Raw genomic sequence first — 15,852 nt, forward strand, 5'->3', positions numbered from 1 at the left:
CCGCTTGACGCAGGTTGCGCGCCGTTTTCCCGGATGATGTTCCGTTGACCGACAGCCCCTTAGTTCCACAGCCGATTCTCAGCGTCGTCGTCCCCGTCCGCAACGAGGTCGGCAATGTCGGTCCCTTGCTGGCCGACATCGAGGCCGCCTGCGCCACGATCGGCGATTTCGAGGTGATCTTCGTCAATGACGGCTCGAGCGATGGCACCGCGCAGGCGCTGGCGGCGCTGATGGCGAGCCGGCCCTGGCTGCGCGTCGTCACTCACGCCCAGTCCTGCGGTCAGAGCGCGGCCGTGCGCAGCGGCGTGCGCCACGCCCGCTCGGCCATCGTGGCGACGCTCGACGGCGATGGCCAGAACGACCCGGCTTTCCTGCCGCGCATGCTGGAGGCGCTGCAGCAAGCGGGTCTCCAGGCCGGGCTCGTGCAAGGGCAGCGCGTCGGGCGCAAGGACACTGGTTTCAAGAAGCTGCAATCGCGCATCGCCAACGGCGTGCGCGGGCGCATCCTCAAGGACGGCACACGCGATACCGGCTGCGGCTTGAAATGCTTCCGCCGCGAGGCTTATCTCGCCTTGCCCTATTTCGACGCGCTGCACCGCTTCATGCCGGCTCTGATGGCACGTGAGGGCTATGGCATCGTGCATGTCGAGGTCCGTGACCGGCCCCGGCTCACCGGTGTCTCGAATTACGGCTTCTTCGACCGGCTTTGGGTCGGTATTCTCGACCTTGCCGGTGTCTGGTGGCTGATCCGCCGGCGCAAGCGCATTCCTCAGATCGTGCCGGACACGCAATCATGATCATCTCGATTGGCCACGCCGTATCCGACTATATCTATGACGTCTTCGTGCTGAAGTTCGACTTCTGGCTCGCTTTCGGCATCATCGCGCAATTGCTCTTCACGGCGCGCTTCCTGGTGCAGTGGCTCGTCAGCGAGCGCGAGGGCAACTCCGTGATGCCGCTCTCCTTCTGGTACTTTTCGATGGCCGGCGGCGCGATGACGCTGGTTTACGGCATCGTCAAGCGCGAACCGATCATCATCATGGGCCAGGCGCTGGCGGTGGTGATCTATGTGCGCAATCTCATGCTGATCTTCAGCAACCGCAAAAGGCGCTCGGCCTCATAGAGCATTGCGCGAAAAATCGGGTACCGGTTTTTCGCAGAAGCAATGCTCTAAACCCCAGGAATCGATCACGTTTTTTCGCACTCGGACATTACCGTCCGAATGCGACTTGATCGAGCGTCAGGTCGTCGGGCGAAAACCCGTAGCGTGCCATCATGCTGCGGTGCCAGGCGCTGCCGAGCTGGCTGCGCAAGGCCTCATCGAAACGCCGCCTGAAACCAGTAGCCGATTTGGCGAAGGCAAAAGCGCCGCGAGCCGACATCACTGCCTCCCGCCGTCCCGCCTTCCCCGGGAAAGCAGAAGGGCGGTTCGTCGAGATAGGCGAAGACGATCGGGCCCGATGGGCTATTCGCCACGCCTCAGCTCGCCGCGCGCAGCCGGGCGAAGCCGGCGTCGAGATCGGCCTTCAGATCCTCGAGGTCTTCCAGCCCGATATGCAGGCGGATCGTCGGGCCCTTGAAATCCGGCGTCGTCGCCGTGCGGTAGGGCTTGCAGTCGAAGGGCAGGACGAGGCTCTCATAGCCGCCCCAGGACGCGCCCATGCCGAACAGGGTCAGGCCGTCCAGCATGGCGCCGACGGCCTGCATCGCGACAGGTTTCAGCTCGATCGCGAAGAGCGAGGAGGCGCCGGTGAAGTCGCGCTTCCAGAGTGCGTGGCCTGGGTCGCTCGGCAGCGCTGGGTGCAGCACCCGCGCCACTTCCGGGCGCTCGCTCAGCCACTGCGCCATGTCCAGGCCGGCCGGCATCTGCTCCTTCAAGCGAATATGCATGGTGCGGATGCCGCGCAACGTCAGGAAGGCGTCCTCGGGCGCGATGATGACACCGAGCGTTTCCCAGCAGCCCCGGACCAGCTTGTAGAGTTCGGGCGTGCGCGCCGAGACGGTGCCGATCAGCACGTCGGAGTGTCCGGCATAATATTTCGTGCCGGCCTGTACCGAGATGTCGACGCCGAATTTGTGGCTGTCGAAGAAAAGCGGCGTCGCCCAGGTGTTGTCCATCAGCACAAGCACGTCGCGGGCATGCGCGGCTTCCACGATGGCCGGAATATCCTGCATCTCGAAGGTCTGCGAGCCCGGCGCTTCGGTCCAGACCGCCCTGGTGTTCGGCTTGAACAGCTTTGCGATATCGCCGCCGATGGCGGGATCATAATAGCTGACCTCGATGCCCAGGCGCGGCAGCATCTTGTCACAGAAGTTGCGCGTCGGCCGGTAGACGCTGTCCGTCACCAGGACATGATCGCCGGCTGAAAGCACTGCCAGCATTGGCAAGGTGCAGGCGAGCAGGCCCGAGGGGCAGACGACGACGCCCGCGCCGCCTTCCATGGTATTCAGCGCCGCGATCAGCGCGTCGATCGTCGGATTGCCTTGCGTACCGTAGGTGTAGCGCGACTTCCGGGCGAGGAAATCCTCCATATTGGGATAGATCACCGTCGAACCGCGCACGATCGCGGGGTTGACGAAGCCATAGCTATCGGCCGGATCACGGCCTGCGAGGACGAGGCGGGTCTTCTCGCGCAGGCGCGCGAAGTCAGGCGGGGACAGCTTTTTCATGGATGGAATCGCAAGGCCGTTTCTGGTTCCGGGTCAGGCTTGACCACCCTTGGAAACTTGCATGTGATGCGAAGGCGGGAAAGAGGCGTGCCGGATATGGGCCGTTGCTTGACGCTCATGAGCGTCTCTGGCAATCGACCTTGGGGACGCCGTTCAATTCCTGTGCAATCAGAGCGGGCAAAATGCCTGCAAGCGGCGAAGCCGATGACGGCCTGCCGGCCCGGCCGGACAGGAGACCTCAATGGGAGAGAGAGCAATGAAGAAATTCTTGGCAGCCGCGATCGCAGGGCTTGGGCTCGCGGTCACCGCGACAGCGGTTTCGGCGCAGGCGCCTGCGACTTTGGCTCAGGTCAAGTCGCGCAACATCCTCAACTGCGGTTCCAACACCGGTCTCGCCGGCTTCGGCGTGCCGGATGCCCAGGGCAACTGGGTCGGCCTCGATGTCGATTACTGCCGCGCCGTCGCCGCGGCGATCTTCAATGATCCGGCCAAGGTGAAGTTCATCCCGCTTTCGGCGAAGGACCGCTTCACCGCACTGCAGTCGGGCGAGGTCGATCTGCTCGTCCGCAACTCGACCTGGACGATGTCGCGCGACGCCTCGCTCGGCCTGCTCTTCACCGGCGTGAACTACTATGACGGCCAGGGCTTCATGGTCCGCAAGAAGCTCGGCGTCACCTCGGCGCTGCAGCTTTCGGGCGCCTCGGTCTGCACTCAGCAGGGCACCACGACCGAGCTGAACCTGGCCGACTTCTTCCGCGCCAACAACCTGAAATACGAAGTCGTCGCCTTCGCCTCCTCCGACGAGACGGTCAAGGCCTATGACGCTGGCCGCTGCGACGCCTTCACCACCGACGCCTCGGGCCTCTATGCCGAGCGTCTGAAGCTGACGGCGCCGGACGATCACATGGTCCTGCCCGAGATCATCTCCAAGGAGCCGCTCGGTCCGTCCGTCCGCAACACCGACGCGCAGTGGTTCAACCTGGTGAAGTGGGTGCACTACGCCATGCTGAACGCCGAGGAGCTCGGCGTGACCAAGGCCAATGTCGACGAGATGCTGAAGTCGCCCAATCCCGAGATCAAGCGTCTGCTCGGTGTCGAGGGCAAGTTCGGCGAAGGCATCGGCCTCACCGCCGATTGGGCCTACCGCATCGTCAAGCTGGTCGGCAATTACGGCGAATCCTTCGAGAAGAATGTCGGCCAGGGCTCGCTGCTGAAGATCGCGCGCGGCCAGAATGGACTCTGGACCAAGGGCGGCCTGCAATACGCTCCGCCGGTTCGCTGACATCAAACCAAATCCGGGCGCCGACATTGTTCGGCGCCCGGGCTGCTCACGCCAATGCCGAATAGGTCCTCATAAACCGCAGAATATGCGGCCCTGAGCGCTCAGAATATGCGAGAGCGGATGAACCGCTCCGGATAGGGGACTACCATGAAACGATTGCTCGTCGCGGCGCTCGCGCTTGCCGCATTCCTTCCTGGCATTGAACACGCCCAGGCCCAGACCTCCTCGCTCGCAACGGTCAAGAACCGCGGCGAACTCATTTGTGGCGTCAGCCCGGGCTTGGCCGGCTTCGGCATACCTGATGCCCAAGGAAACTGGGTCGGCCTCGATGTCGATCTGTGCCGCGCCATCGCGGCCGAGATCTTCAACGATGCCGGCAAGGTCAAGTTCGTTCCGCTGTCGTCGAAGGACCGCTTCACCGCGCTTCAGTCCGGCGAGGTCGATCTGCTGTCGCGGACGAGCACCTGGACGATGGCGCGCGACACGGCGCTCGGCTTGAGCTTCTCGACCGTGAACTATTATGACGGCCAGGCCTTCCTGGTTCAGAAGAAGCTCGGCGTCCAATCCGCCCTCAAGCTCGATGGCGCGTCGATCTGCTTGCAGCAGGGCACGACGACTGAACTGAACGTTGCGGATTTCTTCCGCGCCAACAAGATCAAGTACGAGGTCGTCGCCTTCGACAAGGGTGATGAGGCGATCAAGGCCTTCGAATCCGGGCGCTGCGATGCACTGACCGACGACTCCTCCGCGCTCTACGCGCTGCGCCTGAAGCTGACCGCGCCCGAGGATGCCGTCGTCCTCCCCGAGATCATCTCCAAGGAGCCGCTCGGTCCGGTTGTCCGCAGCAGCGACATGCAGTGGATCAACCTGGTGAAATGGACGCATTTCGCGATGCTGAACGCGGAAGAGTTCGGCATCACCAAGGCGAATGTCGACGAGATGCTCAAGTCGACCAACCCTGAGATCCGGCGCCTGCTCGGCGTCGAAGGCAAGTTCGGTGAAGCGGTCGGCCTGAGCAATGACTGGGCTTATCGGATCGTCAAGCTCGTCGGCAATTACGGCGAGGCGTTCGAGCGTAATGTCGGCGCCGGTTCCATGCTCAAAATTGCCCGTGGAAAGAATGCGCTGTGGACCAACGGGGGATTGCAGTACGCTCCACCGGTCCGTTGATCGCTTCAGCGGAGCGTCGGTTCTGCCGGCGCTCCGTTCGCGGTTTGGTCGCGTCGGCTTTATTTTGTGGGGGAAGGAGGGGAGGATACCAGGCGAGGATCGCTTGGTCCGGGACTTGCTAGCATTTCGAGAACGGGAAGAACCCGTTCCGCCAACAGGGGAAACAACCATGAATAAGTTTTTCGCAGCCGCGCTCGTCGCGGCGGCAACTGCAGCTTGCATCGGCGGAGCGCAAGCGCAGACTGGCACGCTTGCCCAGGTCAAGAACCGCGGGATTCTCCATTGCGGTTCGGGGACAGGCCTTGCCGGCTTCGGCATTCCCGACGCGCAGGGTAACTGGACAGGCTTGGACGTCGACCTCTGCCGCGCGGTCGCGGCGGCGATCTTCAACGATCCGCTGAAGGTCAAGTTCATCCCGCTCTCGGCCAAGGACCGGTTCACCTCGCTGCAATCGGGCGAGGTCGATCTGCTCTCGCGCACGACGACCTGGACGCTATCGCGCGACACCGCGCTCGGGCTCAATTTCGCGGGCGTGAACTATTATGACGGCCAAGGCTTCCTGGTCCGCAAGAAACTCGGCATCGACTCCGCCTTGAAGCTGGCCGGGGGCTCCATCTGCACGCAGCAGGGCACGACCACGGAACTCAATCTCGCGGACTATTTTCGGTCCAACAAGATGAAGTACGAGGTCGTTGCCTTCGCGAGCAACACCGAGACCGTCAAGGCCTATGAGGCAGGCCGCTGCGACGCCTTCACCACGGATGCCTCGGGTCTTTATGCCGAGCGCCTGAACCTGACGACGCCCGCCGACCACATCGTCCTGCCCGAGATCATCTCGAAGGAGCCGCTCGGTCCTGTCGTTCGCCATGGTGACGACAATTGGCTCGACATCGTCAAATGGACGCATAACGCGATGTTGAACGCCGAAGAACTCGGCATCACCCAGGCGAATGTCGATGAGATGCTGAAATCGGACAATCCCGAGATCAAGCGCTTCATTGGCACCGAGGGCAAGTTCGGCGAGCCGATGGGCCTGACCAATGACTGGGCCTACCGGATCATCAAGCATGTCGGCAATTACGGCGAGGTCTTCGAGAAGAATGTCGGCCAGGGCTCGCTCCTGAAGATCGCGCGCGGCCAGAATGCGCTCTGGACCAAGGGCGGGCTGCAATACGCGCCGCCGATCCGCTGAAGCATCGCGAGCATACGGCGCCGGCTTCGTTCTGGCGCCGTATCGATCCCGGCCCCGCGCCGTCCGTTACGCATCGAAAGCGCATGGTCCGGGACTTGCTAAGCGTTTTAGGTGCGGGCGAAAGCCCGCACCTAAAACAGGGGAACGCAATGAAAAAAGCCGTCACGTCAGCACTGGTGCTCGCATCGCTCGCTCTCGGCGCGGGGGTTGCCCAGGCCCAGACAGGGTTGCTTCCGCAGATCAAGGCGAGGGGTGTTGTCACATGCGGCACGAGCCCGGGCCTCGCCGGTTTCGCGATGCCGGATGCGCAGGGCAATTATACAGGCATCGACGTCGATCTTTGCCGCGCCTTGGCGGCCGCGATCTTCAACGACCCGCAGAAGGTCAAGTTCGTGCCGCTCTCGTCGAAGGACCGCTTCACGGCGCTGCAGGCCGGCGAGGTCGATCTGCTCTCGCGCACCACGACCTGGACCTTGTCGCGCGACACCGCGCTCGGCCTCAATTTCGCAGGCATCAATTATTTCGACGGCCAGGGCTTCATGGTCCACAAGAAGCTCGGCATCGATTCCGCGCTCAAGCTTGCCGGCGCTTCGGTCTGCGTCGCACAAGGCACGACCACCGAGCTGAACCTTGCCGACTTCTTCCGCGCCAACAAGATGAAGTACGAGGTCGTGGCCTTCAGCAGCGGCGACGAGACGATCAAGGCCTATGAATCAGGCCGCTGCGACGCCTTCACCACGGACTCGTCGGGTCTTTACGCCGAGCGCCTGAAGCTCCAGGTTCCGACGGACCATATCGTGCTGCCCGAGATCATCTCGAAGGAGCCGCTCGGCCCGGTTGTCCGCCATGGCGATGACAATTGGCTCGATATCGTCAAATGGACGCATAACGCGATGTTGAACGCCGAGGAGCTTGGCATCACCAAGGCCAATGTCGATGAGATGCTGAAATCGGAGAACCCCGAGATCAAGCGCTTCGTCGGCACCGAGGGCAAGTTCGGCGAGCCGATGGGCTTGAGCAATGACTGGGCTTATCGCATCGTCAAACTTGTCGGGAACTATGGCGAGGTTTTCGAGAAGAATGTCGGTACGGGCTCGCCGCTGAAGATCGCGCGCGGTCTGAACGCACTCTGGACCAAAGGGGGGCTGCAATACGCGCCGCCAATCCGTTGAGGCGCTCTAGCGCGTTTTCGAGCGAAGTGGATACCGGTTCGCATGAAGAAAACGCGTTAAAACAAAGGCCTAGAGCAATTGAACGATCCAATGGGATCGGAAATTGCTCTAGCGCAACGGTCTGAGATCAGAAGGAAACATCCGGCGGCGGCTCTGGCCGCTGCCGGTTCACCTGCCGCAATCAAAACAAAAAAGGGCGTAACACGTGTCGACCATTCCGACCGAGACGGTTCAGCCGGGCAAGGCCTCGCTGCTCTACGATCCCAAGATAAGGGGCTATGTCTACCAGCTGGCCCTGCTCGCCGTTGTCGGCTTCCTGCTCTATTCGGCCGCGTCGAACGCCATCACCAATCTGCGCGCGCAGAAGATCGCGTCCGGCTTCGGTTTCTGGCACAATGCCGCGGGTTTCGACGTCAACCAGAAGCTGATCCCATTCAGCGCCTCGGGCTCGACCTATGGCGAGGCTTTCTATGTCGGCCTTCTGAACACGCTGCTGGTCGCCTCGATCGGCATCGTGCTGTCGACCTTCCTCGGTTTCTTCGTCGGCGTGGCGCGGCTCTCCAGCAATTGGGTGCTGTCGAAGCTCGCGATGATCTATGTCGAGGTCATCCGCAACCTGCCGCTGCTGCTGCAATTGTTCTTCTGGTACAACGCGGTGCTGAAGCCGTTGCCCAATCCGCGCCAGTCGATCGAATTGCCGGCGGGTGCGTTGCTCAACAATCGCGGCCTTTACCTCCCCGATCCTCAGCTCGGCCCCGGCGGTTCGCTCATCGTCTGGACGTTCCTGATCGGCATCGTCGCCTCGATCATCTTCCGCATCTGGGCCCGCAAGCAGCAGGAGGCGACCGGCAAGCAGTACCCTGTCGGCTGGATCGCGCTCGGCTTGATCGTGGTGCTGCCGTTCTTCGTCTATCTCGTCACGGGCCGCCCGATCTCGTTCGTCTACCCGGAGATCGCCGGCTTCAACCTGCGCGGCGGCATCCAGATCTTCCCGGAATTCGTCGCGCTGCTGCTGGGTCTTACGACCTATACTGCGGGCTTCATCGCCGAGGTCGTGCGCGCCGGCATTCTCGCCGTCTCGAAAGGGCAGACCGAGGCCGCCAATGCGCTGGGTCTGCGCGCCGGGCCGACCTTGAAGCTCGTCGTCATTCCGCAGGCCATGCGGGTGATCATCCCGCCTCTGACCTCGAACTACCTCAACCTGACCAAGAACTCCTCCCTGGCGGTCGCGATCGGCTATCCCGATCTCGTCCAGGTCTTCACCGGCACGGTGCTGAACCAGACCGGGCAGGCGGTCGAAGTGGTCGCGATCACCATGGCGGTCTATCTCACGATCTCGCTCGTCACCTCGTTTTTCATGAATATCTACAACAAGCGCATGGCGCTGGTGGAACGGTGAGGGCGCCACGATGACAGACGCAACGCTCGAAAATTCGCCTTACGCCTTCGTACGCAAGGAGACGCTGCCTCAGGAAACCGCGCCGCTTTCGGTCGCGGGGCCTGTCGCCTGGATTCGCGCCAACCTGTTCTCCGGCCCGGTCAATTCGATCCTGACGCTGCTATGCATCTACATCGTCGTGACCACAGTGCCGGAAATGGTGCGGTTCTACTTCATCGACGCCGTCTGGAGCGGCACCAACCGCGACGCATGCCTGGCCGACAAGATCGGCCGGCCGGTCGGCGCCTGCTGGGCCTATATCGGCGACCGTTTCCAGTACTTCATCTACGGCTCCTACCCGGTGCCGCAACGCTGGCGCGTCAACATCGTCTTCGCCATGTTTGCGCTTGGCGTGGTCTGGCTGCTCTGGGAAAGGGCGCCGCTGAAGAAGGTCGGCTTCTTCTTCTTCTTCGTCCTGCTGCCGATCGGCGCCTATGTGCTGCTGCTCGGCGGCCCCAATGCCGAAGGCTTCTTGCGCTGGCTCATCGGCCTGACGCTGGTGCTGATGGTGGTCTATCTGGTGCTGTCCTTCGTGCCCGCTCTGGCGCGTTTCTGGATCGGCCCTGCCTTCCTGGCCGTCGAGGAGGCGCTGCCACCCTGGAAACGCTTCTACCGGCCCAAGCGCCTGATCCTGATGTCGCTGGTCGTCTTCGGCCTGATCGCGATCCTGGCCGACCAGGTCGGCTTGCCGCGTGTCGACACCGGCCTCTGGGGCGGCATGACGGTGACCTTCCTGATCGCGGCGGTCGGCATCGTCTTCTCGCTGCCGCTCGGTGTCATCCTGGCGCTGGGACGGCGCTCGAAGCTGCCGATCATCCAGCTTCTCTCGGTGATCTTCATCGAGTTCGTCCGCGGCGTGCCGCTGATCACGGTGCTGTTCATGGCCAACACCATGCTGCCGCTGTTCGTGCCGCAGGAATATTCGCCGGACCGGCTGCTGCGGCCGCTGGTCGGCGTCGCACTCTTCGCCGCCGCCTATATGGCGGAGGTTATTCGCGGCGGCCTGCAGGCGATGCCGAAGGGCCAGTATGAAGGAGCGATGTCGCTCGGTCTGGGTTATTGGCAGATGATGCGGCTGATCATCCTGCCCCAGGCGCTGCGCATCGTCATTCCGGGCATCGTCAATACGTTCATCGGGCTGTTCAAGGATACGACGCTGGTCACCATCGTCGGCATCTTCGACTTCCTGCGCACCATCGAAGCGACCCTGGTCGATCCGACCTGGGCGACGCCGACCACGCGCGCGACAGGCTATGCCTTCGCCGCGATGTTCTATTTCCTGTGTTGCTGGGGCATGTCACGTTACTCGATCTCGGTCGAGAAGCGGATGGCCGCCGGTCAGAAGCGCTGAAGGGACAAATCAACATGACCATGGCAGAAACGAATACCGCGAGCCGCCCCGCCGCGCTGAAGCAGACCTCGCTGAACACACCGACCGCGGTCGAGATGATCGGCGTCAACAAGTGGTACGGCGAGTTCCACGTGCTGCGCGACATCAACCTGAAGGTCGAGCGCGGCGAGAAGCTGGTGATCTGCGGACCGTCGGGCTCCGGCAAGTCGACGATGATCCGCTGCATCAACCGCCTGGAAGAGCACCAGAAGGGCTCGATCATCGTCGACGGCACCGAACTCACCAACGACCTGAAGAAGATCGACGAGATCCGCCGCGATGTCGGCATGGTGTTCCAGCACTTCAACCTGTTCCCGCATCTGACGATCCTGGAGAACCTGACGTTGGCGCCGATCTGGGTCCGCAAGATGCCCAAGAAGGATGCCGAGGAGATCGGCATGCACTATCTCAAGCGCGTCAAGATTCCCGAGCAGGCGGCGAAATATCCTGGCCAGCTCTCGGGCGGCCAGCAGCAGCGCGTCGCCATCGCGCGTTCGCTCTGCATGAGCCCCAAGATCATGCTGTTCGACGAGCCGACCTCGGCGCTCGACCCCGAGATGGTCAAGGAGGTACTCGACACCATGGTCTCGCTCGCCGATGAGGGCATGACCATGCTCTGCGTCACCCACGAAATGGGCTTTGCCCGCCAGGTCGCCGACCGGGTCATTTTCATGGATGCCGGGCAGATCGTCGAAATGAACGAGCCCAACGCCTTCTTCAAGAACCCGCAGCATGAGCGCACGAAGCTCTTCCTGAGCCAAATCCTGCATTGAGTTCAATTTCGGCAGATTAGGATTTTTCCGATGGCGCACCGATTCTTCCGGTGCGCCATTTTTTGTTGCGATTGAATAATCGTCGACGAGCGATTTTATTACCGCCTTGGGGGTAGGGCGGTGCGTAAACTGCACCTAATGGGAACAAAGCGGTGTCCGGCAGGTTCTTCATCAAACCGGAGGAAACACCATGAACCGCTTCATTCCCGCTCTCGTCGCCACTCTCGTGATGACAGGCGGCGCCTATGCCCAGTCGATCAACATCGGTCCCGGCGGCGTCGGTGTCGATACGCGCGGCCCGCGCGAGCGCGTCATCGAGCGCGAAGTTCGCCGTGATGACGGCGACGGTTACGATCGTCGCTCGGACCGTGGTTATCGACGCGACGATCGTCGTCGCGCCGAGTTCCGCGACCGCGAGCGCTGCCGCACGGTCGTCACGCGCGAGGAGACACGCCGTGGCGTGATCAAGACGAGGCAGCGCGTCTGCAGCTGATCGACAATCCAGCTTCGGCGAAACCCGAATCGAAAGGCCGTCCCGCTCGCGCGGGGCGGCCGTTTTTATGCGCCGTTTGGCAGCCTATTTGCCGTCACGCGCTTTCACGGCCGCGTCCGGGAAATCCGAGAACAACCCATCGATGCCGAGGTCGAAGAACGCCTTGTATTCGGCGCTCGGATCGCCCTTGTAGTTCGAGGCTAGGCGCTTGGGCTCGCTGCGGAAGGTCCAGCTATGGACGAAGAGCCCGGCAGCGTGGGCATTCCTGACGACATCGGTCGCCGGCAGTAGCACGCGGTCGCGCTCGTCGATCACGCCGTCCTTATTCAGATCCTGGGGCTTGCCGTCATCGCCCAGGACCAGCTTGGCTGGCAGGATGTAGGGCTTCCAGGGGGCGACACCGTCGGCATAGGTCTTGATCTCCTTCAGCCCTTCAGCCGTGACGAGATCCTTGAAACTGCGCTTGTCGCCGGTGACGACGAAATCATAGGGCTTGTCGAAGGGGGCGGCCAGAACGACGCCGCCATCCTTGTCGACATCGTCGGCATCGACGAGCTGGATGAGGCGCAGCTGTGTCTTGCCGCGGAGATATTTCAAATTTGCGGTCTCGAAGCTCTGGATGATCACGGGCGAGGATTTCTCGGTCCAGCCGGCGGCCTTGAGCGCGACGAGCAGGCGGTCCTCGAGCGGCAAGCCGATCGCGGCATGGAAGATCGAATGCTTGGTCTCGGGATAGATGCCGATGACGCGCCCAAGCCGTGTGCTCTCGGTCTTGGCGAGGTCGATGATCTCCTGCAGCGTCGGAATCTCGTATTTGCCGTTATGGGTCTGGTCACGATCGGCAAAGGCCTGCTTGGCCCGCAGGGTCTTGATCTCGGCGAGCGTGAAGTCGCCGGCGAACCAGTCGGTGGTGTCGATGCCGTCGATCTTGCGCGTGGTCTTGCGGCTGGCGAATTCCGGCCTGGTCGATACATCGGTCGTGCCGCTCATGATCGGCTCATGCCGTGCGACCAGCACGCCGTCCTTCGTCGCCACGAGATCGGGCTCGATGAAATCGGCGCCCATCTCGATCGCGAGCTTGTAGGACTCGAGCGTGTGCTCGGGCCGGTGGCCGCTGGCGCCGCGGTGGCCGATGATCAACGGTTTCTGGCCCGACAAGGTCGGGGTGGCGGTCTGGGCCATCGCTTCAGGGGCGGCCAGCGCGCCGCAGGCGAGGCCAGCCAGCATCGTGGCACAGAGCAAGGTCGCTTTCAGCATCGGTCCGGTCCCTGGTCGCGTTATCGTTGGCGCGACCATGATCAGGCGATGTGACAGGCCGGTGAAGCCGAAGGGGCGGCCTATTCCGCCGGGGCGACCTGCACTGGAGCTGCAGGATGGGCGCTGCGACGATCCATGTCGGCGACCATCCGGCGCGCCATGGTACTGGCGGTCTTCTCGAAGCAGAAGGGCAGGAAGGCATGGACGAAGGCGCAGAACGAAGCCGCGAACATGCGCCCGGAATAGCGCATCGCGACGCCGAAATGCTCGCCATAGGTCTCGCCGACCGTCTCGGGATGCTGCGTGAAGAGTCTGACCAAGTTGGGTTGTGGCATCGCGTTCTCCCAGATGTCCCGGAAGAGTGCCCATACGGCAGGAAGAGCGCTTCCCAATTATCAGAAAGAAATCCAGGATATCGGGATCATATCCCTGTTGTAAGGCAAAACTCAGTATGGCGTCCCAAAATCCGAGCCTCGATCCATTCGATCTCGCCATCCTGCGTGAGTTGCAGCGCGATTCGACCCGCAGCATCGAGGATCTCGCCGCGCTGGTGAATCTCTCACGCAATGCCTGCTGGCGCAGGATCAAGCTGCTGGAGGAGGCCGGCGTCATCCGCGCCCGCGTCGCGCTGGTCGAGGCGTCGAAGGTCAATGCCGGGCTGACGGTGCTGATCCGGATCAGGACGAGCCAGCACAGCGCAAAATGGGCGGAGGCGTTCCGGGATACGGTCAGGGCCCTGCCGGAGATCGTCGGCGCCTATCGCACCTCGGGCGAGGTCGATTACATCCTGCGGGCTCGTGTGCCGGACGTCGCAGCCTATGACAGGCTCTATCAGCGTCTCATCGCCCGCATCGACATGGTCGATGTCGCGGCGAGCTTCGTCATGGAGGAGATCAAGGACACGACCGAAGTGCCGCTCGGCTACGCTTGAGCGACACTTCGGTCGGCATTCGTCAGTAGCGGTTCTCGAGCGTCGTCTTGGCGTCGAGGCGCTTCTTGGCCGGCGGCGTCAAATCCGGCGGCGGCGTGGTGGCGCAGGCGGCAAGCGCCAGCGTCATGAGCGCAGCAAGGGTGAGGCGGCTGAGGCGGATCATCGGCGGTTCCATTCGGTGGGAGCGGATCGCTTCTTCTTTCCGCCGATGCTGACGCCTCGTCAAGCAAGCTGTCTTACGCTTGGACCAATCACAAACGCGTGCGGGAAGGGAGCCTGCCGTCGATTCCGCTCCGGCGGCAGGGCGCCCCCTCGGGACGCGGGGGCAGGGATGGCTAGAGCGTTTTCGAGCGAAGTGGACACCGGTTCGCGTGAAGAAAACGCGCCGAACAAAGACCTAGAGCAATTGAACGATCCAATCGGATCGAAAATTGCTCTAGAAGGTCCGGTTCTCCATCCGGGTGGTCGCATCCGGCGAGCTTGCCGAAGGCTTCAGCGGTGTCGCTAGCGGCTGGCCCTGCGTTTTCGACGTGCTCGTGAATGACGGATTCGAGCCCATGCTGGCGTGGAAACCGTCGCTCTCGATGCACCCTGCCAGTGACAGGGCCAATGCAGTCAGGATTGTGATAGGGATGATGCGGATCATGACCGTACCTCATGAAATACCGGCATTGCCGGTCTCGCCCCCGCCGATTAATTGTGCCATCACCGCGTCGATTTTGTGTCGCGCATGCCGGCACGACACGGATCCGAAATATGACGCCCGCCGCCCGCATCAGCGCCGCCATCGAGGTGCTGGACGACCTCATCCAGCGCCGCCGCCCAGCCTCTGATGCGCTGAAGGATTGGGGCCTTTCACGGCGTTTCGCCGGCTCCAAGGACCGTGCGGCGATCGCCTCGCTCGTCTATGACGCGTTGCGCCGCAGGGCGTCCTCGGCCTTCGTCATGGCGGCGGAAACACCGCGCGCGCTGGTGCTCGGCATGCTCGCCGGCCTGCGCGGCCTCAGTGCCGAGGAGATCGCGCTGCTCTGCTCGGGCGAGAATCACGCGCCCATGCCGCTCGATGCCGAGGAACAGGCAAGGCTCGCTGCCTTCTCGCTCGATGGCGCGCCCGACTGGATCCGCGCCGACGTCCCGGAATGGCTGTGGCCGGCCTTCTCCGGGGGCTTCGGCACCGACGCGGTGGGCGAGGGCCAGGCGCTGGCCGGCCGCGCGCCGATCGACATCCGCACCAATCGCCTGAAATCGAGTCGCGACGCGCTGATGGCGGATCTGGCCCATGCCTCGCCCGAGCCCGGCGCCTGGTCACCCGATGCGCTGCGCTTCCAGCCCGGTCATGACGGGCGCGGACCGTCATTGCAGGCGGAGCCGTCCTTCTTCGCCGGCGGCTTCGAGATCCAGGATGAGGGCTCGCAGCTCGTTACCTTGCTGGCCGGCGCGCAGCCGGGCCAGACCGTGATCGATCTCTGCGCCGGGGCTGGCGGCAAGACGCTGGCGCTGGCCGCGCTGATGGGCAATCAGGGGCGTCTGTTCGCGACCGACCTGGACAGCCGCAGGCTTGCGCCGCTGCATGAGCGGCTGGCGCGTTCAGGCGCAACCAATGTCGAGATCCGCATTCCGCGCAGCCGCGGTCACGAACCCCTGATCGACCTCGCGGGACAGGTCGACCTTGCTTTGGTCGATGCACCCTGCACGGGCTCGGGCACCTGGCGGCGCAATCCCGATGCGAAATGGCGCGTGCGGCCGGGCGCTTTGGCCGAGCGCATCAAGGACCAAGCCGAGGTTCTGGCGCGCGCGGCGCGGCTGGTGAAGCCGGGCGGGCGCATCGCCTATATCACCTGCTCGATGCTGCCGGACGAGAATGACGAGGCCATCCGGGCTTTCCTCGCGCGCCATGCCGGTTTCGCGGCGGTGCCGCTTGCCGACGTGCTGGCCTCGAGCGAAGGCGACTTTGGTTTGCTCGCCCGTTTCGCCACGGAATTCGGTCTGCAGCTCTCGCCGCGCCGCACCGGGACGGACGGATTCTACCTGGCTTGCACGCAACGCATTGCCTGAAGGCCAACAGGACGTTGCACGCGCGCGCG

General features: G+C 63.1%; 18 protein-coding genes. 12 read left to right on the forward strand and 6 right to left on the reverse strand.

Translation table 11 applies throughout. The annotated features are described in order from the left end of the window. Window positions 1-44 precede the first annotated feature (44 nt). Both BMZ97_RS02500 and BMZ97_RS02505 read left to right on the forward strand, forming a co-directional pair. A complete protein-coding gene (locus tag BMZ97_RS02500) occupies window positions 45-797 on the forward strand; it encodes a glycosyltransferase family 2 protein (RefSeq protein ID WP_092165115.1) in 753 nt (250 codons plus the stop codon). Beyond that, window positions 794-1,123: a lipid-A-disaccharide synthase N-terminal domain-containing protein gene (locus BMZ97_RS02505; protein ID WP_092165117.1), complete on the forward strand. Its 330-nt coding sequence runs from the start codon at window positions 794-796 to the stop codon at window positions 1,121-1,123. Before BMZ97_RS02500 ends, BMZ97_RS02505 begins: the two co-directional genes overlap by 4 nt. Before the next feature lie 88 nt (window positions 1,124-1,211). Here the strand turns inward: BMZ97_RS02505 and BMZ97_RS31115 are convergent, their stop codons facing one another. Next, window positions 1,212-1,382, reverse strand: a complete 171-nt coding sequence (locus BMZ97_RS31115; RefSeq protein WP_175525399.1) for a hypothetical protein — start codon at window positions 1,380-1,382, stop codon at window positions 1,212-1,214. Window positions 1,383-1,479: 97 nt separating this feature from the next. Then, window positions 1,480-2,670: a cystathionine beta-lyase gene (gene metC / locus BMZ97_RS02510; protein WP_092165119.1), complete on the reverse strand. Its 1,191-nt coding sequence runs from the start codon at window positions 2,668-2,670 to the stop codon at window positions 1,480-1,482. A gap of 256 nt (window positions 2,671-2,926) precedes the next feature. Here metC and BMZ97_RS02515 point away from each other — a divergent pair, with 256 nt between their 5' ends. From BMZ97_RS02515 to BMZ97_RS02550, 8 genes are all read left to right on the forward strand, one after another. Continuing rightward, window positions 2,927-3,952: an amino acid ABC transporter substrate-binding protein gene (locus tag BMZ97_RS02515; protein ID WP_092165120.1), complete on the forward strand. Its 1,026-nt coding sequence runs from the start codon at window positions 2,927-2,929 to the stop codon at window positions 3,950-3,952. Window positions 3,953-4,099: 147 nt separating this feature from the next. Next, on the forward strand, window positions 4,100-5,122 hold the full coding sequence (locus BMZ97_RS02520; RefSeq protein ID WP_092165122.1) for an amino acid ABC transporter substrate-binding protein: 1,023 nt from the start codon (window positions 4,100-4,102) through the stop codon (window positions 5,120-5,122). 169 nt (window positions 5,123-5,291) lie between these two features. Then, the gene (locus BMZ97_RS02525) at window positions 5,292-6,314 is read left to right on the forward strand and encodes an amino acid ABC transporter substrate-binding protein (RefSeq protein ID WP_092165124.1); all 1,023 of its coding nucleotides are present in this window, start codon (window positions 5,292-5,294) and stop codon (window positions 6,312-6,314) included. Between the two features lie 149 nt (window positions 6,315-6,463). Further along, window positions 6,464-7,486 (forward strand): amino acid ABC transporter substrate-binding protein, encoded by a 1,023-nt coding sequence (locus BMZ97_RS02530; RefSeq protein ID WP_092165126.1) that lies wholly within the window; start codon window positions 6,464-6,466, stop codon window positions 7,484-7,486. Between the two features lie 205 nt (window positions 7,487-7,691). Beyond that, window positions 7,692-8,885: an amino acid ABC transporter permease gene (locus BMZ97_RS02535; RefSeq protein ID WP_244546201.1), complete on the forward strand. Its 1,194-nt coding sequence runs from the start codon at window positions 7,692-7,694 to the stop codon at window positions 8,883-8,885. 10 nt (window positions 8,886-8,895) lie between these two features. Next, the gene (locus tag BMZ97_RS02540) at window positions 8,896-10,275 is read left to right on the forward strand and encodes an amino acid ABC transporter permease (RefSeq protein ID WP_092165128.1); all 1,380 of its coding nucleotides are present in this window, start codon (window positions 8,896-8,898) and stop codon (window positions 10,273-10,275) included. Window positions 10,276-10,370: 95 nt separating this feature from the next. Then, on the forward strand, window positions 10,371-11,087 hold the full coding sequence (locus BMZ97_RS02545) for an amino acid ABC transporter ATP-binding protein (RefSeq protein ID WP_092166536.1): 717 nt from the start codon (window positions 10,371-10,373) through the stop codon (window positions 11,085-11,087). A 190-nt stretch (window positions 11,088-11,277) separates the two neighbouring features. Beyond that, window positions 11,278-11,580 (forward strand): hypothetical protein, encoded by a 303-nt coding sequence (locus tag BMZ97_RS02550; RefSeq protein ID WP_092165130.1) that lies wholly within the window; start codon window positions 11,278-11,280, stop codon window positions 11,578-11,580. An 84-nt stretch (window positions 11,581-11,664) separates the two neighbouring features. Here BMZ97_RS02550 and BMZ97_RS02555 read toward each other — a convergent pair whose 3' ends face one another. Together BMZ97_RS02555 and BMZ97_RS02560 are read right to left on the reverse strand one after the other, a co-directional pair. Then, window positions 11,665-12,837 (reverse strand): glycerophosphodiester phosphodiesterase, encoded by a 1,173-nt coding sequence (locus tag BMZ97_RS02555; protein WP_210188200.1) that lies wholly within the window; start codon window positions 12,835-12,837, stop codon window positions 11,665-11,667. 80 nt (window positions 12,838-12,917) lie between these two features. After that, the gene (locus BMZ97_RS02560) at window positions 12,918-13,172 is read right to left on the reverse strand and encodes a DUF6356 family protein (protein ID WP_244546202.1); all 255 of its coding nucleotides are present in this window, start codon (window positions 13,170-13,172) and stop codon (window positions 12,918-12,920) included. Between the two features lie 116 nt (window positions 13,173-13,288). Here BMZ97_RS02560 and BMZ97_RS02565 point away from each other — a divergent pair, with 116 nt between their 5' ends. Continuing rightward, complete coding sequence (locus BMZ97_RS02565) at window positions 13,289-13,768, forward strand: Lrp/AsnC family transcriptional regulator (RefSeq protein ID WP_092165131.1); 480 nt, start codon at window positions 13,289-13,291, stop codon at window positions 13,766-13,768. Window positions 13,769-13,790: 22 nt separating this feature from the next. On the opposite strand, the gene BMZ97_RS31120 is transcribed toward BMZ97_RS02565, so the two are convergent. Both BMZ97_RS31120 and BMZ97_RS02570 read right to left on the reverse strand, forming a co-directional pair. After that, entirely contained in the window at window positions 13,791-13,931 is a 141-nt protein-coding gene (locus BMZ97_RS31120) for a hypothetical protein (RefSeq protein ID WP_175525400.1), read from the reverse strand. A 273-nt stretch (window positions 13,932-14,204) separates the two neighbouring features. Then, on the reverse strand, window positions 14,205-14,414 hold the full coding sequence (locus BMZ97_RS02570; protein WP_092165139.1) for a hypothetical protein: 210 nt from the start codon (window positions 14,412-14,414) through the stop codon (window positions 14,205-14,207). A 110-nt stretch (window positions 14,415-14,524) separates the two neighbouring features. On the opposite strand from BMZ97_RS02570, the gene BMZ97_RS02575 reads away from it, so the two are divergent. Then, window positions 14,525-15,823, forward strand: a complete 1,299-nt coding sequence (locus BMZ97_RS02575) for an RsmB/NOP family class I SAM-dependent RNA methyltransferase (RefSeq protein ID WP_092165148.1) — start codon at window positions 14,525-14,527, stop codon at window positions 15,821-15,823. Window positions 15,824-15,852 lie beyond the last annotated feature (29 nt).

The organism is Allobosea sp. OK403 (genome assembly GCF_900113835.1).
In the GTDB taxonomy this organism is placed as follows: Bacteria; Pseudomonadota; Alphaproteobacteria; order Rhizobiales; family Beijerinckiaceae; genus Allobosea.